The 18,824-nt window shown below is 66.5% G+C and carries 14 protein-coding genes; 7 read left to right on the forward strand and 7 right to left on the reverse strand.

Annotated features, from left to right (window positions below; translation table 11 throughout):
• Positions 1 to 293 precede the first annotated feature (293 nt).
• The 5 genes from H5T65_10295 (at position 294) to mfd (ending at position 6,737) form a co-directional block, all read left to right on the forward strand.
• Positions 294 to 1,382, forward strand: coding sequence for a site-2 protease family protein (locus H5T65_10295; protein ID MBC7259627.1), 1,089 nt, complete (start codon positions 294 to 296; stop codon positions 1,380 to 1,382).
• A 17-nt stretch (positions 1,383 to 1,399) separates the two neighbouring features.
• Positions 1,400 to 1,756: a zinc ribbon domain-containing protein gene (locus H5T65_10300; GenBank protein ID MBC7259628.1), complete on the forward strand. Its 357-nt coding sequence runs from the start codon at positions 1,400 to 1,402 to the stop codon at positions 1,754 to 1,756.
• A 46-nt stretch (positions 1,757 to 1,802) separates the two neighbouring features.
• A complete protein-coding gene (locus tag H5T65_10305; protein MBC7259629.1) occupies positions 1,803 to 2,486 on the forward strand; it encodes a hypothetical protein in 684 nt (227 codons plus the stop codon).
• Positions 2,487 to 2,572: 86 nt separating this feature from the next.
• Positions 2,573 to 3,136: an aminoacyl-tRNA hydrolase gene (locus tag H5T65_10310; protein MBC7259630.1), complete on the forward strand. Its 564-nt coding sequence runs from the start codon at positions 2,573 to 2,575 to the stop codon at positions 3,134 to 3,136.
• A 1-nt stretch (position 3,137) separates the two neighbouring features.
• Positions 3,138 to 6,737, forward strand: a complete 3,600-nt coding sequence (gene mfd, locus H5T65_10315) for a transcription-repair coupling factor (GenBank protein ID MBC7259631.1) — start codon at positions 3,138 to 3,140, stop codon at positions 6,735 to 6,737.
• On the opposite strand, the gene H5T65_10320 is transcribed toward mfd, so the two are convergent.
• The 5 genes from H5T65_10320 to lon form a co-directional block, all read right to left on the reverse strand.
• Complete coding sequence (locus H5T65_10320; GenBank protein ID MBC7259632.1) at positions 6,706 to 7,908, reverse strand: threonine synthase; 1,203 nt, start codon at positions 7,906 to 7,908, stop codon at positions 6,706 to 6,708. The two genes, mfd and H5T65_10320, sit on opposite strands and share 32 nt — an antisense overlap.
• Positions 7,909 to 8,130: 222 nt before the next feature.
• Positions 8,131 to 8,433, reverse strand: coding sequence for a zinc-ribbon domain containing protein (locus H5T65_10325; GenBank protein ID MBC7259633.1), 303 nt, complete (start codon positions 8,431 to 8,433; stop codon positions 8,131 to 8,133).
• Positions 8,434 to 9,044: 611 nt separating this feature from the next.
• Complete coding sequence (locus H5T65_10330; GenBank protein ID MBC7259634.1) at positions 9,045 to 10,451, reverse strand: DeoR family transcriptional regulator; 1,407 nt, start codon at positions 10,449 to 10,451, stop codon at positions 9,045 to 9,047.
• Complete coding sequence (locus tag H5T65_10335) at positions 10,432 to 11,628, reverse strand: hypothetical protein (GenBank protein MBC7259635.1); 1,197 nt, start codon at positions 11,626 to 11,628, stop codon at positions 10,432 to 10,434. Before H5T65_10335 ends, H5T65_10330 begins: the two co-directional genes overlap by 20 nt.
• 20 nt (positions 11,629 to 11,648) lie before the next feature.
• A complete protein-coding gene (lon, locus tag H5T65_10340) occupies positions 11,649 to 14,060 on the reverse strand; it encodes an endopeptidase La (protein ID MBC7259636.1) in 2,412 nt (803 codons plus the stop codon).
• A 148-nt stretch (positions 14,061 to 14,208) separates the two neighbouring features.
• Here lon and H5T65_10345 point away from each other — a divergent pair, with 148 nt between their 5' ends.
• Positions 14,209 to 14,952 carry a response regulator transcription factor gene (locus H5T65_10345; GenBank protein ID MBC7259637.1) on the forward strand — a complete coding sequence of 248 codons (744 nt, stop codon included), beginning with the start codon at positions 14,209 to 14,211 and terminating at the stop codon, positions 14,950 to 14,952.
• A gap of 26 nt (positions 14,953 to 14,978) precedes the next feature.
• Complete coding sequence (locus tag H5T65_10350) at positions 14,979 to 16,040, forward strand: hypothetical protein (protein ID MBC7259638.1); 1,062 nt, start codon at positions 14,979 to 14,981, stop codon at positions 16,038 to 16,040.
• A 223-nt stretch (positions 16,041 to 16,263) separates the two neighbouring features.
• Here H5T65_10350 and H5T65_10355 read toward each other — a convergent pair whose 3' ends face one another.
• Both H5T65_10355 and H5T65_10360 read right to left on the reverse strand, forming a co-directional pair.
• Complete coding sequence (locus H5T65_10355) at positions 16,264 to 17,802, reverse strand: alpha/beta fold hydrolase (protein MBC7259639.1); 1,539 nt, start codon at positions 17,800 to 17,802, stop codon at positions 16,264 to 16,266.
• A gap of 18 nt (positions 17,803 to 17,820) precedes the next feature.
• On the reverse strand, positions 17,821 to 18,525 hold the full coding sequence (locus tag H5T65_10360; protein MBC7259640.1) for a hypothetical protein: 705 nt from the start codon (positions 18,523 to 18,525) through the stop codon (positions 17,821 to 17,823).
• Between the last annotated feature and the right edge of the window lie 299 nt (positions 18,526 to 18,824).

Genomic DNA, 18,824 nt, shown 5'->3' on the forward strand with positions numbered 1-18,824 from the left:
CCCGCAAACACCCCTCAACCTAACCCTCTCCCGGCGGGAGAGGGAACGGTGGCACCCTACGCTGGGGTAGCCCCGAAGGGGGCTTCGCTCCTTCAGCGCGGGGGTTCAGCCCCGCGCGGGCATGCCGACCTCACCCCCTCATTCCCTCGTCCCACCTGCGGTGAGAGAAGGGGGCCCGGAGGGACGTGAGGGGTAACCCTCGCGCGCCGCATTTGCTTACGCTGTGCACCAGTCGTATAATACTCACGTGCAGGCGCGCCGGTTCCCGTAGCGGGGCGCTGGAAAGGGTACGTATGCTGACGTTTGTGGTTCCACTGCTGGTTTTGAGCGCGCTGATGATCGCCCACGAGTTGGGGCACTTCGTGGCGGCAAAACTGGCGAAGATTCGGGTTGAGGAGTTCGGGCTTGGCTTCCCCCCGCGGCTGGTGCGGGTGGCCAAGCGCGGCGAGACGGAGTACACGATCAACGCCATCCCGTTCGGCGCGTTTGTGCGCATGGCGGGCGAGAACGAGCCGGGCGTTGAGGGCGGGTTCGCCGACAAGAGCAAGTGGGTGCGGCTGGCCGTGCTGGCCGCCGGGCCGCTGATGAACCTGCTCATGGCCGCGATCTTTTTCGCCTTTGCCTATATGAGCGGCTGGCCGACGGTGGCCGAGACGAAACACGCCCTCGTGCTGCGCGTGGAGAACGACTCGCCGGCGCAAGCCGCGGGCATCCTGGCCGGCGATGTCATCATCCAGGTGGACGGCATTGAGGTGGACAGCGCGGCGAGTTTCTCACGCTACGTGAGCCAGAGGGCGGGGCAGGAGGTCGTCCTGACCATCCGTCGCGGCGTGGGCTATCTGCAGGTGCGCGTGGTGCCCAGAATACCGATTCCGCCGTATCAGGGCGCCCTCGGGGTGGGCATCACGGAGGAGACGACGCGTATCGCGCTGGCCTATTCGCCACCGCTGGAGGCGCTGTACCTGGGCGCGCGCGAGGTGGTGAACACGCTCGCCTTCACGTTGAGCCTACCGGCGCTCCTGCTGCGCCAGGGGCTGGATCCGAGTCTGGCCCGACCGGTGGGGCCGGTGGGCATCTTCCAAATCACGGGGTCGGCGGCCACCCAGACGGCGCAGACCGGATGGTGGTTCCCGATCCTGCGGCTCATCGGCGTGCTCGGCGTGGCGCTGGGGCTGACCAACCTGCTGCCGCTGCCGGCGCTGGACGGCGGGCGCATCCTGTTCATCGTCATTGAGGCGATTCGCGGCAAGCGGGTGGACCCCCAGAAGGAAGGTTTCGTCCACTGGATCGGCCTGGTAATGCTGGTGCTCGTGATGATCCTGATCACGTACCAGGACATCGTGTCGCCGGTGCCGCAGTTTCAGATTCCCAATCCATTCTAGGTGTTGAGAATCGGCGCATGAAGTGCCCGGAATGTGGGACCCGAATCTCGCGGGACAACGCCATCTGCCCGAGTTGCGGCGCGGTCTTGCGCGGGCGCACGCCGACGGTGCGCTGCCGGGTGTGCGGGGCGCGCGTGCCCAGAGGGGTACACATCTGCCCCCAGTGCGGGCGGCCGCCCACGCTGCGCGGGCGCGTGAGCATGTTGGTGCTATCCATTCTGCTGGGGGTGGCGTTGGGCGTCGGCGTGTACATCGCGGGGCGCGGCTACCTGCCCGACCTGCGGTACCGCCTGGGGGTCCTGCTGATACAGGAGTCGGGGATGGATGGAGGGCCTGCCCCGACCCTGACGCCCGAAAGCACATCCGGGTCATGAGTGGAGCGATAGTGGCCGGTTATTGTTCAGGAGAGACGGTGGGTTGATGAGACGAGTACTCGTGATTGCTGCTTCATTAGTTGCGGTCGTTACGCTGGCATCAACGGCGGCTGCAGGCCCGCTGGCGCAGGGCGGGCAGGCGGTGATTTCGTCGCCGCGCGGCCCTGTAGTGGTGCGCGGGAGTGTGCTCATCAGCGGGACCGCCTTCCACCCGGAATTCTCGTTCTACAAGGTGGAGTACGCGCCTGGGGTGAACCCGCGCGACGATCAGTGGATTCTCATCGGCTCCACCCACACGACGCCGGTGCAGAACGGCCTGCTGGAGACCTGGCACACGCAGGGGCTGGTCTCCGACGGAACCTACTCGCTGCGACTGCGGGTGGTGCGGCGCGACGGCAACTTTGACGAGGACATCGTGAGCCAGATCACCGTGGCCAACGCCGTGCCGACGGAGACGCCCACTCCGGCGGCGACGCCCACGCCCACGAAGACATCCACGCCGCTCCCGCCCACGCCCACTATCGTGATTGAGGTGCCGGTGGTGATTACGGCGGAGCCTGCGACACCCTCCTCCGGCCCGCAGCCCACACCCTCATCCAGCGCATCGTTCAGCCTGGACCGCATCGTGTCGTCCATGTGCTGGGGCGGCGGCGTGGCGCTGGGCTTCTTCCTGCTGGTGGGATTTCTGGCCCTGGTGCGGCAATTGTATCGCCTCATCGCAGAACGTTGAGACTACGCGTGCACCTCCCTGCGTTTTGGTATTGGATTTGGGGCAGTTTCACACAAGGGCGCAAGGGCATGGCATCGGAACGGCGGGTGTATCTCGTTGTGGGGTTGGGGAATCCGGGCCCACGGTATGCGAAGAATCGGCATAACGTGGGCTTTCAGGTTGTGGAGCGGCTGGCCGCCCGTGCAGGGGGCACGTTCGGCCATCACCCCGGCAGGGCGCTGGCCTGCCGCGTGGTTTTGGCCGGCGTGCCGGTGGTGCTGGCGAAGCCGCAGACGTTCATGAACCTAAGCGGCGGGTCTGTGGCCGCGCTGGTTCACTGGTACCATGTGGACCCCCTCAAGAATCTCCTCGTCGTGTACGACGACCTGGACCTGCCGCTGGGGAAGATTCGCCTGCGACCGGCGGGCAGCGCGGGCGGCCACAAGGGGCTGGCATCCATCATTGAGCATTTGCGCACGCAGAACTTCGCGCGCCTGCGGGTGGGCATCGGACGGCCGGCGTATGGCGAGCCGCACCGCTACGTGCTGGAGGATTTCACCGCCGAGGAGTGGGCCGTGATGGACGCCGCGCAGGAGCGGGCGGCGGACGCGGTGGAGTGTTTCCTCAGCGAGGGCCTTGCGGCGGCGATGAACCGCTTCAACGGGGACTGACATGAACCTGTCAGGGCTTCTGCCGCTGCTGCAACGGCAGCCGACCTTTCGGGACTTTCTGGATCGGGCCGCGGTGCGAGCCGCGCCGGATACCGTCATCTACGCGGGCTTGACCTCGGCGGCCCGCGCTTTTTTCGTCGCGGCGCTGCACCAAGCCGCTGGGCGGCCGGTGCTCCTGGTGTCGCCGAGATCCGACCGCGCCCGCGCCCTGGCCGAGCAGTTGCGCGTGTACCTGGGGGGCGCGGCGGTGCGCGTCTTCGCCGAGCCGGACCCATTGCCCTACGAGCGCGTGCCCTGGGCGATGGAGACCATCCGCGAGCGGCTGGCGGCGTTGGAGTCGCTGGTTGAGCCGCCCAGCCTGGCGCTGCGGCAGGGCAGGGAGGCCGCGCCCATCCTCGTCGCATCGGTGCGGGCGCTGCAATCCACGACGATTCCCCCGCGCGAGTTCCGCGCCCATGACCGCATCCTGCGCAAAGGCCAGCGCATCTCGCCTACCGCGCTGGCGCAGTTTCTGGTGGAGGCCGGCTACGAGCCGGCGCTGGTGGTGGACACGCCGGGCACCTTCGGCGTGCGCGGCGGCATCGTGGACGTGTTCCCGCCGCACGCCGCCTATCCGGCGCGGCTGGAGTTCTGGGGCGATGAGATTGACTCGCTCCGCCTGTACGACCCCGCGACGCAGCGTTCGCTGGAGCGGGTGGAGCACGTGCGGGTGATTCCGGCCAGCGAGGTGCTGCCCGGCCCCGCGCGTCTGGCCCCCTCGCGCCTGGCGTGGGATTTCTCCAACTGCCACGGGGCGGCGCTGGAGGAGATTCAGGGCGAGTTGGCCCGCCTGGCCGAGGGCGCGCGGTTCCGGGGGATAGAGTTTTACCTGCCGTTTGCCTACTCCGCGCCTGCCAGTGTGCTCCATTACCTTCCGCCCGATGCCCTCGTGATTGCCGAGGACTGGCAGGAAGTGGAGGTGAGCGCCGCCGAGGGCGAGGAGCAGGCCGAGGCGCTTCGGGAGCAGTTGGAGGCGGGCGGAGACCTTCCCGGAGGCGTGGCGCGGCCCTACTTCGGCTGGCAGGAGATTCGGGCGCTGGCCGACGGGTTTGTGCGCGTGGGGTTGGGCTGGCCGCAGGGGGATGCCGACGAGCCACAGGGCGTGGGGGCGCTCTTCGGCCCGACCACGCACTACGGCGGCCAACTCCGCACAGCGCTGGACGGCGTGGCCCAAGCGGCGAAGGACGGGTGCAGGGTTGTCGTCGTGTCGCGCCAGGCGCACCGCTTGGCGGCGCTGCTGGAACCCTACGGGCTGGACGCGGCACTGCGCGACGACGTGCCGACCCCGCCCGAATCCGCCGTTACGCTGGTGCAGGGGGTGCTAGAGGGGGGCTGGGCGCTGCGGTCATCGCCCGATGGCCCGGCCGAGGCGCTGCTCCTCACGGACACCGAACTGTTCGGCTGGGCAAAGCCCGAACCGCGTCGTCCGCGTCCGCGCCGCGCACCTTCGCCCGAGGCCTTTTTCGCCGATGTGAAGCCCGGCGACTATGTGGTGCACGTGGAGCAGGGCATCGGCATCTTCCGAGGTCTGGTGCGCCTGACCGTGGACGGGGCCGAGCGCGAGTACCTGCAGGTGGACTTCCAGGGGGCCGACAAACTCTACGTGCCCATTGACCAGGCGGACCGACTCAGCCGCTATGTGGGGGCCACGGACAGGCCGCCGCCGTTGAGCCGCCTGGGAACCGCCGACTGGACGCTGGTCAAGGCCAGGGCCAAGCGTGCGGTTACCAGCATCGCCAAGGAGTTGCTGGAACTGTACTCGGCGCGGCAGGTGGTGGGCGGGCACGCCTTCTCGTCCGACACGCCGTGGCAGGCCGATCTGGAGGCGGCGTTCCCCTATGTGGAGACCGAGGATCAACTGAACGCGGTGCGCGCCGTCAAGGCTGACATGGAGCGGCCCTATCCCATGGACCGCCTCATCTGCGGCGACGTGGGCTACGGCAAGACCGAGGTGGCCTTGCGGGCCGCGTTCAAGGCGGTGATGGACGGCAAACAGGTGGCGGTTCTCGTCCCCACCACGGTGCTGGCGCAGCAGCACTACGAGACCTTCCGCGAGCGGATGAAGCCGTTTCCCGTGGAAGTGGAGATGCTGTCCCGCTTCCGCAGCAAGCGGGAACAGCAGCAGGTCATTCAGCGGCTGGCCACGGGCCGCGTGGACATCGTCATCGGCACTCACCGCCTGTTGCAGAAAGACGTGCAGTTCAAGGACCTGGGGCTGCTCATCGTGGACGAGGAGCAGCGGTTCGGCGTGGCCCACAAGGAGTGGCTGAAGCAGAAGCGGCGCGAGGTGGACGTGCTCACCCTCACGGCGACGCCGATTCCGCGCACGCTGTACATGTCGCTGACGGGCGCGCGCGACATGAGCACCATTGACACGCCACCCGAGGATCGCCTGCCCATCAAGACCTATGTGGGCGAGTACGACGAGGCGCTGATTCGCCGCGCCATCCTGCGCGAACTGAACCGCGGCGGCCAGGTGTACTTCGTCCACAACCGCGTGCAGGGCATCCGCCAGGTGGCGCAACGGGTGGCCCGCCTCGTGCCCGAGGCCACCGTTGGCGTGGGGCATGGGCAAATGCCCGAGGCCGACCTGGAGCGCGTGATGCTGGATTTCGCCGCGGGCAAGTTGGACGTGCTGGTGTGCACGTCCATCATAGAGAGCGGGCTGGACATCCCCAACGCCAACACCATCATTATCAACCGCGCGGACCAGTTCGGGCTGGCGCAATTGTACCAACTGCGGGGGCGCGTGGGACGCAGCACCCAACGGGCCTACGCCTACCTGCTGTACCCGCGCCACCAGCCGCTGAGCGGCATCGCCCGCAAGCGCCTGGACACCATCATGGAGGCCAGCGAACTGGGCGCGGGGTTCCGCATCGCCATGCGCGACCTGGAGATCCGCGGCGCGGGCGAATTGCTGGGGGCGCGCCAGCATGGGCACATCAGCGCCGTGGGGTTTGACCTGTACTGCCGCCTGTTGGCCCAGGCCGTGCGCGAACTGAAGGGCGAAAGCCCGCCGCGGGTGCTGGACGAGACAGCGCTGTACGTGAGGCCGCTCCAGTCGGCCACGCAGTTGAACCTGCCGTTGGCGGCGTACCTGCCCGAGTCGTACATCCCCGACGAGGCGATGCGGCTGCAGTTGTACCGCAGGTTCGCAGGCGCGGGGCCACTGGAAGACCTGGACCGCCTGGCCCAGGAGATGGAAGACCGCTTCGGCTCCATGCCGCCGGAGGCCTGCAATCTGCTGTATCTGATGCGGGTCAAGGCGCTGGCCACGCGCTGCGACGTGCGCGCCATCGGGCAAGAGGCCGAGCAGATCGTGGTGCGGGCGGGGTGGCTCTATGAGGCGCCCGAGGCCGAACTGCGGCAGCGCCTTCCGCCTGGGGCGCGACTGGGGCGCGGCCAGGTGTGGATCGCGCTGGACGACGCCTGGCGCGACACGCTGGAGCGGACGCTGGTAGCGCTGAACGAGGCGTTCGCGGCGCTGCCACTGCAGGGCGACCGCGAAGCGCCTCGTGCCGTCCGTGCGCCTACGGCGAAGCGTGGCCCAGGGAGCGCATAAGCGCCTGGAGATCGGCCACCGTGGGGTCTATGAGGTGCGGCTTGCCCGTCGCCTTGATGGCGCTGCCCACATCCTTCAGCCCGTTGCCGGTTACCAGGACCACGATTCGCTCGTCGGGGTTGATGCGCCCCTCTCGTAGCATCTTCCGCAGGCCCGCGAAGGCTGCTACGCCGGCAGGTTCGCCGAAGACCGCCGCGCTCCTCGCCAGGACGCGCATGGCGTCCAAGATTTCCTCATCGCTGACGGTGATGTACTCGCCGCCCGTCTCGCGCACGGCCCGCAGCGCCTTGATGCGGTCGCGCGGAATCCCCACCGAGATGCTATCGGCCAGGGTAGTGGGAACGATAGGCGTGATCTCCTCGGTGCCAGCCTTCCATGCGTGGTACAGCACCGCCGAACCTTCGGCCTGAACGCCCATCAGTTTGGGCAGGTGGTCAATCCAGCCCAGGGCGAGCAGGTCCCGCAGGCCCTTCCAGAGGCCGCCGATGATGCACCCATCGCCCACCGAGACGAAGATGCGGTCGGGCGCATCCCAGCCCAATTGCTCGCAGATTTCCAAACTGGCGGTCTTCTTCCCCTCCGACAGGTAGGGGTTATAGGCCGTGTTGCGGCTGTACCAGCCGTAGCGCGCCGACGCCTCCAGGCACAGGTCAAACGCCTGATCGTAGGTGCCGCGCACCATGATGACATTGGCGCCGAAGATGAGGAGTTGGGCGATTTTGGCCTGGGGCGCGGTCTCGGGCACAAAGATGTAGGTGGTCATGCCAACGCTGGCAGCGATGCCCGCCAGGGACGAGGCCGCGTTCCCCGTGGACGCCGCCGTCATGATGGGCCGGCCCAGTTCGCGCGCGCGGGCCACACCGACGGCGCTGGCGCGGTCTTTGAACGACGCGGTCGGATTGCGCCCGTCGTCCTTGATCCACAGGTTGCGCAGGCCCAGTTGCTCGCGCAGGCGCACGGCCGGATACAGCGGCGTCCAGCCGACGGGCAGCGGCGGGATGGCCGCGGGGTCGGCCACGGGCAGCAGCGGCAGGTATCGCCAGATGGACGGCGTGGGGTCCTGGGCCAGCGACTCGCGGGAGAACCGCTTGCGGATGTAGGCATAATCGTACACCACGTCCAGGATGCCTTCGTTGCCGTGGCGCGGGCAGACGTAGGGGTGCTCGTCCATGCGGTATTCCGCGCCGCACAGGACGCATTTCAACCCGAGAACGTTGTGGTGTGGCAGGTTCACGCTATCCTCCCCGATAAGTGCATGGCGAAAATAGGGCGCGCATGTTCCAGTACGCCCTTCGTACAAACACGCGAAGCGCGGGCTCGTCCAGTTGGGCTTGGGAGAACAGTCCTCGGGAGCCCCGGTGAACTCCCGAGTCTGCCTCAGCCGCCGTAGGCTTTACCTGCTGTTTCGGTGTTTCTCAAAGCAATCGCGGCAATAAACGGGGCGGTCGCCGCGGGGTTCAAAGGGAACTTCGGTCTGTGCGCCGCAGTCCGCGCAAACGACGGGGTACATGCGGCGTGGTCTGGGATTGTCCGAGCCGGCCTGCCGGGGGTTGCCGCGCCGGGCCGCGCGACACTCGGGGCAGCGGGTCGGATCATGGGTGAAGCCTTTCTCTCGGAAGAACTCCTGTTCCCCGGCTGAGAACACGAATTCCTTGCCGCAGTCGCGGCAGATCAGTGTTTTGTCGGCGAAAGCCATCCAGGTCCTCCTGAAGAATAGTGGTTCGTGGTGTTGGTGGGTAGCCCGCTGGAACTCTTGCGCATGCCAGCACCGGGGACTGGGAGTGCCTCAGAGAGCAGTGCCAGACCACAACAGCCACAGAAAACCGAAACCGGACAGCATACCAGAACCGTGGCTGCTGTCCGGTCATCCCTTGCTGATCGCCTTTGCCCATCGCGGAAGCCGCGCGGGCGAGAAACGGGTTACCATACGGAAAGTCTAAACCCTAGCCATCCTCGGCAATGGAGCACAACGCTCGCTACCATGCATCTGCACATACTATAGCACGCTTTTCCAAATATGTCAAGCCCTTTTTTGGTCGGGGTCGTGTATACGTTCGGTGGAAATTGGCCGGACCGATCAGCGGCAGCATGAAATGCGCAGAGTGTAAGGCGGGTGTCCGTACCTGCCCCCTGCATCCGGCGGCTATGGAAAGCCGCCCTACGAAAGCGGATTCACCGCGGAGCAAGCGAAGACCGCAGAGATTTACCCTGAACTCTCCGCGTTCTCGGCGCTCTCGGCGGTGAGAACACTGGTGCGACGCAGCAACCCCTGTGGGATAATGTGGGATACCTGTGGGATAACGAGGGTTATTTCAGGATGTAGTACGTGGCGCGCTTCTCGCCGATTTTCAGGAGCAGGCCCTTGTCCACCAGGTCGGCCAGGTCGCGGCGAATCGTCTCCGGACTCACGTCCGGCGCCAGTTCCTGAAACTCGCGGTTGGTGATGCGGCCGTTCTGGGCGATGTACTCCAGGGCCTGATGCTGGCGCGGGTTGAGGTGGAGCAGCGGCCAGCGGCGCGCGTCGGGCCGGGTGGCCACGAAGCGGCCCGCCGGCCCGCGCAGCGTTACCTTGAACCCGTTGGCGGTCTCCTCAAACTCGGGCGCAGGCAAGCCCCGCTCCAGCATCAGGCGAATCATGCGGTCAATGCCGTATCCCAGGCGCTCAATGAACCCCAGGTCCGACAGGACCTGCACGATGACCTCGTTGCGCGAGAACCGCTCGCTCACGATGTTCTGAAGCGTAACGTGGCCTGGGAGTCGCCCCGGGCTGTAGAACTCAATGCGGTTGCTGAACATGGCGATGCGGATGCTGTCGCCGCGGATGGTGTAGTCGCGGTGGGCGACGGCGTTGACGATGGCCTCGCGCACGGCCTTGAGCGGGTACTCGGTCTCCTCGTCGCGGGCCAGGCCGTTGATGCGCACGCCCCGCCGCATGTGGCTGACCAGGAACGCCTCGGCGCGGCGGATTTGCTCGGGCAGCGTGTCGCGGATGTCTTCGCGTACAAACTCGTCGTCCATGGCGTCGCCCAGGTAGCGGACGGCTATAATCTCGCTGTTGCGGCAGAAGCGTTCGGGGTGCTTGCCGAACAGGAGGATGCCCGCATACGTGGGCACCAGCGCGCCGTCGCGCTCGGCCAGGCACCCCCGCAGGAGCAGGGTCTGCTCGGGCGTGTCGGCCACCAGCCCCTGGAGGGCGGCCAGGTAGCGGGCGACCTTGGCCTGGTCCAGGTCTTCCAGGCGGGCAGCGGGGGGCACCTGCGACTCAAACCCCACCTCGCCGCGCTCCAGCATGAGGCGCCGAACTTCGCGGGGGCCGAGAACTTGGTTCCTGGCGCCGGCGCGGGCGTAGAACTTGCCCTGCACGGCGTAGGCGCGGGGCAGGCCGCCGGGAACGTGGACCACAAGGGCGGGGCCGTCGGCCGTCGTCGCCGCGCGGGGCACGGGCAGGATGAGCGGCGGGTCGCACAGGAGCGCCGCCTCTCGGATGGCGTCGCGCGCGGCTTCCACCTGCGCCTCGCCGTCGGGCGCGGCGGGGATCTGCACGACGACGGCGCCCCCCTTCGCGTTGGCGAAGGCGGCCAGGCATTCGGCCAGTTTCCGGGGCGGCGCGCCCGCTGGCAGAATCTCCACGAACTCGCCGCGCCCCTGGGCGATCAGCCGTTCCAACTCCTCGGTGGGTTCGGGGGCGGCGTCCTCAGGGTTCCACGTGGTCAAGTTTCCACTCCCCCTTTTCGCGGATCACGAACCAGTTGACCGAGTGCATTTTCTTTTCCTGCTTGGGGTCGTTCTTCAGCGTGTAGAAGAACTCCACGTGGACGATGGCGCCGAAGTAGGTGTTTCCCTGCGCGTCCACGTAGGGGATGTTCTCGGCCTGGGGCGTGTAGGCCAGGGCCTGCACCAGGATGCGGTCTATGCGGCCGGGCATCACGGGCAGCCCGTAGGCGTGGACGTTCTGGGTCTGCGCGGCCAGTTTGACGCGCTCGCGCGCCAGCGTGCTCATCAGCGGCAGAAAGTCGCCGTTGGGAATCCGCATGTAGTAGGCCAGGACGACCTTTTCGGGGTACTCCGACACGGTTACGTCCTCGGGTTCCCTGAAGGCGAAGTCAATCCAGGCCTCGCGGTAGGGGAGCAGAGTCTTCTCGTCGGCGTCCAGGTAGGTGTCGCGGGCGGCGTCGTACTCGTAGAGTTCCTTGCGCGCCAACTGCGAGCGGTCGTACAGTCGGTGGGTAACGACGACGCGGTTGTTCTCATCGGGCAGTTTGATGGAGTCGCCGCGGAAGTAGCCGACGCAGCGGTACACCGGCGGATAGTCCCGCGGGTCGGCCCACTCCGGCGCTTTGCGAGACGGCTCGTAGCGGAACAGGGAGAATTCTTCGGGCGGGCCGGCCCCATGCACAAGGATTTCGGGCCGCCCCGTGGTATCGCCCTTCACGTAGTCGCCCATGTCCACGGTCGTCTGCGCCCATCCGATCTCGGACGCATAGTCTCGGTCGGGCAGGCGAAGCCGGTACGGGAACAGGATAGGCGGATTGCCCCGGTCGTTGTCATAGATGGCCACGGCTATGGGGCTGCGCTGCCGGGTGAGGTCATATTCGTAGATCACCACCCATTCATCAAACTTGTCGCCATCGGTATCCATCCGCTTAACGCCGTGGTTGCCCCCCGCCACCTGGGACACGCTCCGGGGCATGATATCTGGCCAAACAACCCAGCGGTCAAATACGATCCACCTTGCGGCAGGTTCGCGCCACTTCCAGGTATCCAGTTGTGTGTAGCGCTGGTAGCCGAGGTAGATGAGCAGCAGAAGCAGGTTGAATAGGATCCACCCGATGAAGGCTGCGCGGAGATCCCTGGCTACTCCGGTAACCGGTCTTGGCGCGCTACCCCCCATGCTTGCACTCCGTGTATGTGTTATGCGCCCACGTGTGTGGGCTTGCTCTGTTCCGCCTTTTTGCGGGTGCGCCGCTTGGCGGGGGGCTGGCCCTCGGCGGCGGGCCGCGCCAGCGCCACGTCCAGCACCTGCTCCATGCGCTCCACGAAGACGAAGTTCATGTCGCGCCGCGCTCTGGCGGGCAATTCCACCAGGTCTTTCTGGTTCTTCTTGGGCAGGATGAAGGTATAGATGCGCGCGCGGTGGGCGGCGAGGATTTTTTCGCGCAGGCCGCCCACGGGCAGGACTCGCCCACGCAGCGTGATCTCGCCCGTCATGGCCACGTCGCGGCGCACGGGCCGCTCGGACAGGGCCGACACCAGCGCCGTAGCGATGGTAACGCCCGCCGACGGGCCGTCTTTGGGCACCGCGCCCTCGGGCACGTGCACGTGGATGTCTATTTTGTCAAAGTCGCGGGTCTTCAGGTTCAGGGCCGCGGCGTGGGAGCGCGCGTAACTGAGCGCCGCCTGGGCCGATTCCTGCATGACCTCGCCCAACTGGCCGGTGAGGTTCAGCGCGCCTTTGCCCTCCATGATGGTTACTTCTACGGTCATGATGTCGCCGCCCGTCTCGGTGTAGGCGACGCCGGTGGCCACGCCGATTTCGTCTTTCTCCTCGGCCTCGCCGTAGGAGAATTCGGGCGGGCCCAGATACTTGTGCAGCATCTGCGCGGTGATGCGGGCGGGGATGCGCTTGCCCTCGGCCTTGGCCCGCGCCAGTTTGCGGCAGATGTTGGCGATGGCGCGTTCCAGGTTGCGGACGCCGGCCTCGTAGGTGTATTCGCGGATGATGTGGCGGACGGCCTCGGCGCTGAAGGTCGGCGGCGAGTCCGACAGCCCGTGCTCCTCTATCTGCTCGGGAATCAGGAAGCGCCGGGCGATTTCCAGTTTCTCTTCCTCAATGTAGCCCGGGAACTCTATCACCTCCATGCGGTCGCGCAAGGCGGGGGCGATGGGATCCAGGAAGTTGGCCGTGGTGATGAACAGCACCTTGGACAGGTCGTAGGGCACTTCCAGGTAGTGATCCGAGAAGGCGTGGTTCTGCTCGGGGTCTAGCACCTCCAGCAGGGCTGACGTCGGATCGCCGCGAAAGTCCATGCCGACCTTGTCTATCTCGTCCAGCATGAACAGCGGATTGATGGTGCCGGCGCGGCGCATGGTCTGGAGGATGCGGCCGGGGAGCGCCCCGACGTAGGTGCGACGGTGGCCGCGGATTTCGGCCTCGTCGCGGATGCCGCCCAGGCTGACGCGCACGAACTTGCGCCCCAGCGCCTCGGCGATGGACTGGCCCAGCGAGGTCTTGCCCGTGCCCGGAGGGCCCACAAAGCACAGGATGGGACTCCGCATCTTGCTGCCCGCCAACTTGCGGACGGCGATGTACTCCAGGATGCGCTCCTTTGCCTTGTTCAGCCCGTAGTGGCGCGATTCCAGAATGCGCGCCGCGTTCTCCACGTCCAGGTTGTCCTCGGTCTGCTGCGACCAGGGCAGGTCTATGAGCCAGTCCAGGTAGGTGCGGATGACGGTGGTCTCGGGCGACATGGGGGGCATCTCGGCCAGGCGCTGGAGTTCCTTCTCGGCGCGGGCCCGGACTTCCTCGGGCATGCCGGCCTGGGCGATCTTCTCGCGCAGTTCGGCGATCTCCATCGTCTGGGTGTCGGTCTCGCCCAGTTCCTGCTGGATCGCCTTGATCTGCTCGCGGAGGAAGTACTCGCGCTGCGAGCGATCCACTTCTTTTTGTACTTCCGTGTGGATGCGGTTTTCCAGTTCCAGAACGTCCAGTTCCTTGGCGAGGATGATGCTGAGTTTCTGGAGGCGCGCGTTCGCGTCCGGGGTCTCCAAGAGTTCCTGTCGCTGCGCCACCGAGATGTTCAGGATGGACGCCACCAAATCCGCCAGCCAGCCCGGCTCGTTCACGTTCATGGCCGCGACGTAGGCATCTTCGGGGAGCGCGTGATTCAGTTGAACGATCTTCTCAAATAGCGCCAGCACGGCCCGCATAAGGGCCTCGGAAGAGATGGTCTTCTCGCTCGGCTCGTACACCGGCGCAATGCGCACGCGGAGGTAAGGCTCGGTCTGGGTGAACTCCACGATGCGGACGCGGCGCTGGCCCTGGCACAGGATGCTGGTGGTGCCGTCGGGCATACGGAGCGTGCGGCCGATGAGCACCTCGGTGCCTGTCGCGTACAGGTCTTTGGGCAGGGGGTCAACGACCTCCATGTCCTTCTGCGCCACGACGATCAGGAGGCCGTCGCTGGCCGTGGCGGCTTCCACCGCTTTGAGCGAGCGGTCTCGCCCCACGAACAGCGGCGTAACCATGCGCGGGTACAAAACCGTATCCCGCACGGGCAGGAGCGGATAGTCCCGCTCCTCGTCGGTCTCCGCCGTCTGGGGCATCGGGATGTCGTCAAAGGCGTCTCGGTAGTCTATGGACAAGGAACCTCCTCCGAATGGGTGATTGCGCGCTGGCCCGCTCGGACGCGCACCCCTATTGTACATGAAACCGCGACAAAAGTAAATCAGACGTTGCGACACGCCGCAAGATATGCTATACTGTACGCGGCGTTTCGCGAGTTGTCAGGAGGTGGGTCAGGTGAGCACGTTGCGCGTGATGATCGTGGACGACCACCCGCTTCTGCGCGGCGGCATCCGCAGGGTGCTGGAAGCAGAGAGCGACCTGGAAGTGGTGGGCGAGGCCTCGGATGGCAAAGAGGCTATCGGCATGGCGCTGGAGTTGGAACCCGACATCGTGCTGATGGACATCAACCTCCCGACGATGAACGGACTCCAGGCCACGCGCGAACTGAAGGCTCTGCGCCCCGACATCGGGGTCATCGTGTTCACAGCCTACCACGATGAGACCCAGGCGCTGCACGCCATCCAGGCGGGGGCGTCGGCATATTTCCCGAAGGACGTTACGGCGGCGGAACTGGTGAACGCCATACGCGAGGTGAGCCAGGGCAACTACGTCATTGACGACACGGTGCTTGCCAAGCCCGAAGTGGCCAAGTGGCTGCTGAAGCAGTTCCAGGAAGTGGCTCCCATCCAGGCCGAGGATGCGCTGGCCGACGAGTTGTTCCTGCCGCTGTCGCCGCGGGAGATGGAAATTCTCCAGTTGATCGCGCGGGGGCTGAGCAACAAGGAGATCGCCAAAGAGTTGAAAATCAGCCGCCAGACGGTGAAAAATCACATGACCAGCATCCTGCGCAAGTTGGCCGTGAACGACCGCACCCAGGCCGCCGTGTACGCCCTGCGGCGCGGTTGGATTCGCCTACAAGATACCCTGTAAGGCAGGGTTCACAAGCGAGAGGGGCTATGAATAGAAACGTGGAGCCTATAGATATCCAGGCGTTCTTCCAGGAACTGGAAACAGAACAGGAGCGGCTTCAACTGGAGATCAACGAAGTCGCCCTGCTGGTGCGCCAGAGCGCGGCGGAGGTGGAGCGGCTGGCCCAGCGCAACGCCCAGGTGAACACGCGCGTGCGGCAGATGGAGGCCGCGATTGAGACGTACCCGCGCGACGCGATCCGCCAACTGTACCTGGCGTCGCAGGAGTCCGAGGTGCGCCTCATCGCCATGCGCAGCCAGGTGGAGCAGTTGCAGGCGAAGCAGGAGAAGATGCAGCAGTACGCCCAACTGCTCCAGCGGGTGCTCGCCCTAAAGGACTGGGCCTTGCAACAGGGGCTTCAACCCAGGACGGCGGTCTCGGACACGGTCGCGCTGGCCCGCGTCATAGAGGCGCAGGAGGAGGAGCGCCAGCGCCTCGCGCGCCAGATGCACGACGGCCCCACCCAGTCGGTTACGAACTTCATCCTGCAGACGGAGATCTGCGAGCGGCTGTTTGACACCAACCCGCAACAGGCACGCATAGAGTTGGCGAACCTGCGCAACGCCGCCAGCAGCACCTTCCAGAAAATTCGCGAGTTCATCGCCGAGTTGCGCCCCATGATGTTGGATGACCTGGGGCTGATCTCCACGGCGCGGCGCTACCTTCAGGACGCGGGCGAGAAGTCGGGGATGACCATCACGTTCACGCCCACGGGCACGGGGCGTCGGCTGGCGTCGTACCTGGAGATCACGTTGTTTCGGGCCATCCAGCAATTGGTGGCCAGGGCGCGCGATGACGCTCGCGCTTCGCGGGTGCAGGTGGCGCTGGATGTGGAGGGAGACGTCGCCACGCTCATCGTGGAGGACGATGGCGCGCCGCTGGACTTTCAGGATGAGTCGCCCGTGCAGCGCAAGCAGGCCGAAGCGCTGGAGGTGCTGCGTCGCCGCGTGGAGATGCTAGGCGGGCGCATGGACGTGTCCAGCGCGGGCGGCGTCGGGACGGTGGTGCGGCTTCAGTTCCCCGTAGAAGCATCATCCGAGGGCGGTTGAGCGCCCCCTCGTGAAACGACACCCCATGCGGAGGCACAGCAAACCCTTTGTGCCTCCGTGCCCTGTGTGAGAAGAATCTCCCACGGACGACAGGGCGCAGACCAGCGGCGGGTCTATCCGCGCCGCGCCAAGAGCGACCGCATTGATGCCCGCATCTTGGCCCGCTTGCCTCTCACGCTCTCCGCGCCCGCGTGCTCTCGGCGGTGCCATGCCCGAGCCAGTCCTACACCATCGGGAACAGCGACGCCATGAACCAGGCGAACGCCAGGGTCGTGGCGATGGCGCCCGGGATGGGCGACCCCAGCCGCGACGTGGCGCGCGTGGCGTATACCCCAAACATGACCCACGCCAACAGCAGGAAGGGCAGGATCAGCAGGATGAAGAACAGCCCAGGGTTCAGTTGGAGCGCAAGGAACATGGAGGCGAGGAAGATGCCTTTGGTGAGCGCGAAACGCCAGAAGGTGCGCCCGTGCCCCCTGGCGTAGGTTAGCGACGTGTCGGCCAGGAAGTAAGGGAAGCACAGGACGGCGAGCACGGCGAACCAGAGCATGCGGCGGCCTGTGGGGATCAGGCTGGTCCATGTGAGGTCGCCGGGGATGAACAGGGCCAACAGGATGTAGCCGAACAGGACGAGCCCCGCGCCGACACACCCCGGCCGCAGCCACCCCCGCCAGGTGCGCCGCTCCAGTAGCCCGCGGCTGCGCATCAGGAGCAGGCTCGCGGTGCCGGCGAGGAAGAAGTACACCGCCAGGTAGTTGGCGACCGACAGCGGAATCAGGGTGGTGAGCGGCGAGAGCGCCCACAGCACCACGGGAGTCGCCAGGGCGGGCACGCCCGCGAACAGGAGCAAATCCTGCACCCGCATGCGCCGCCCGCGCAGGGGCGCGCGTCTCCACCAGAGCCACTGGCTCAGGGGCAGGTATAGCCCCAGAGCGGCCACGTGCAGCACCAGCACCCACACCATGCGCCCGTCGGTCCAGCCGTTGGACGTGTGGCCAAAGGCGGCGTCCAGCCAGCCAACCATGCCCGACAGGGCCTGCCGGCTGAACAGGATGGTAACGTGCTCCACGCCGGGCACGAATTCCAGTTGGCGGGCGGTTCTGGCGGCGAAGTCACCGTACAGCACGCCGGGCTCCTGGCCGCCGCCGTTCCGCAGGGCAGCCAGGGCGTTTTGCTTCAGGTTGGCGAACTCCAGCGCGCCTGTCAGGAGCAGCAGGTTGCGCGGCCTGGACGGCGTGATGTCGGTCAGGATGGCCGACACGGCGATGGTCGCGCCCACGTCGGCGTGGTCCAGCCCATAGGTCATCACGACCGCTGTCCCCACGGAGTGGCCGAGCACGGCGATCTGGTCGTCCACCGTATCTTCGCGGGCGCGGATGTAATCCACCACGCCAGCGAAGGTATCGGACAGTTGGCTAATGTCCCGCATTTGCCCCGCCTGGCGCAGGGGCTCGGGGTTGCGCCCGTGGCCGGGGAAATCCAGCAGCGCGGCCAGGTAGCCGTTGCGGGCGAGGGTGTAGCCGATGCTGTACATGATCTGCCGCGAGCCGGAAAACCCGTGCGCCACCACCACCGCCGGCTCCGATGCGCCCCCGGCAGGGCGGAAGATCTCCACCGGCGTGGAGCCGACGGTGGTCCGCTCTCGGACGATGCCCCGCCCGGTCGCCTGAACCTGATAGGCGCATACGCCGATTGCGGCGATGCAGGCGATGGCGAGGAGGGCGTTGCCGGTGCCGAACTTGCGGTGATTTCGCACGTACATCTTGGCCTCTTTCGTCAGTTACCACTCGGCGACGGGGTGATCTCGGTCCAGCAGGAATATCCGGACCTCCGCGCCGCAGAGGTCCCGCAGGCGCGCGGCCAATTCGTGGGCGGCAGTCTCGCCCTCGGCCACGGTGGCGGGCGGCAGCACATCCACGTTGATGGCGACGGCGGTGGTGTCGGGCGTAACCTTCGTGGCGTCGCCCTGCCGCCAAATCCAGCGCCGGCACATCACCCGGGCTTCGTCGGCCAGGATCACCTCGCCGGGTGCAGGATATTCGGTCTCGCCGCCGATGAACGGCGTGAACGGCTCGTCGCCCCGCGCCAGGCGCAAGGAGAAGTCGCCCACCACCCGGTCCAGGTCGTCGCCGCCGCAGGGCAGCAGGTGCGCCAGCGACAGGGCATTCATGAGCGCGACGGCGGTGTTGATGTAGGGGATGGCGTCGCCCTTGAGGACGCGGCGCACCAGGGATTCCAGGGCGGGGCGGGTGTCGGCAGGTTTTGCGCCGAAGCGGCGGAAGGCTTCGCGCCAGGCGGCCAGGCGCGGATGGGCGGCGGGGTTTGCGGCCAGGGCGGTGTTCGCCCGCACGCTTTCGCTGGCGGCCAGGAGCCAATCGGCCACTTCGGGATGGTAGGCGCGATTGTCCATGCGGTGGGCCACCACGAGCCAGCGACTGTATTCCGGAAAGAGGGCCGCGAAGTCGGGGGCAAACGAGAAACGCACGGGCAACCTCCAGGTTTTTCGCCCATTATACCCTGGTTGTCAAATCGGGTGGGGGATTGGGCGCGGGGGCGTGTATCCTTTTCGGTGGCACTTGGTCAGACTGATGAGCGGCCGAATGAAACGCACAAGCGTAGCGGCAGGTTTCCATACCTGCCCCGGAGGTCGGCGGCTATGGAAAGCCACCCTACGCACTGTAACCGCGAATAACGCCAATCTACGCGAATGGGGAATGGAGCATAACACTTTTGGGGTCTATTCCCCCTTCGTGTGGATTCGTGTTATTCGTGGATAGCGGTCCT

It is taken from the genome of Chloroflexota bacterium, from assembly GCA_014360805.1.
Classification (GTDB): domain Bacteria; phylum Chloroflexota; class Anaerolineae; order DTLA01; family DTLA01; genus DTLA01.

Excerpts from the sequence above, each read along its gene's own strand:
- H5T65_10295 (MBC7259627.1), top strand. The coding sequence starts at position 294 with ATGCTGACGTTTGTGGTTCCACTGCTGGTTTTGAGCGCGCTGATGATC.
- H5T65_10325 (MBC7259633.1), bottom strand. The coding sequence starts at position 8,433 with ATGGCTTTCGCCGACAAAACACTGATCTGCCGCGACTGCGGCAAGGAA.
- H5T65_10335 (MBC7259635.1), bottom strand. The coding sequence starts at position 11,628 with ATGGGGGGTAGCGCGCCAAGACCGGTTACCGGAGTAGCCAGGGATCTC.
- H5T65_10320 (MBC7259632.1), bottom strand. The coding sequence starts at position 7,908 with ATGGACGAGCACCCCTACGTCTGCCCGCGCCACGGCAACGAAGGCATC.
- mfd (MBC7259631.1), top strand. The coding sequence starts at position 3,138 with ATGAACCTGTCAGGGCTTCTGCCGCTGCTGCAACGGCAGCCGACCTTT.
- H5T65_10350 (MBC7259638.1), top strand. The coding sequence starts at position 14,979 with ATGAATAGAAACGTGGAGCCTATAGATATCCAGGCGTTCTTCCAGGAA.
- H5T65_10305 (MBC7259629.1), top strand. The coding sequence starts at position 1,803 with ATGAGACGAGTACTCGTGATTGCTGCTTCATTAGTTGCGGTCGTTACG.
- lon (MBC7259636.1), bottom strand. The coding sequence starts at position 14,060 with ATGCCCCAGACGGCGGAGACCGACGAGGAGCGGGACTATCCGCTCCTG.
- H5T65_10355 (MBC7259639.1), bottom strand. The coding sequence starts at position 17,802 with ATGTACGTGCGAAATCACCGCAAGTTCGGCACCGGCAACGCCCTCCTC.
- H5T65_10345 (MBC7259637.1), top strand. The coding sequence starts at position 14,209 with ATGCTATACTGTACGCGGCGTTTCGCGAGTTGTCAGGAGGTGGGTCAG.
- H5T65_10300 (MBC7259628.1), top strand. The coding sequence starts at position 1,400 with ATGAAGTGCCCGGAATGTGGGACCCGAATCTCGCGGGACAACGCCATC.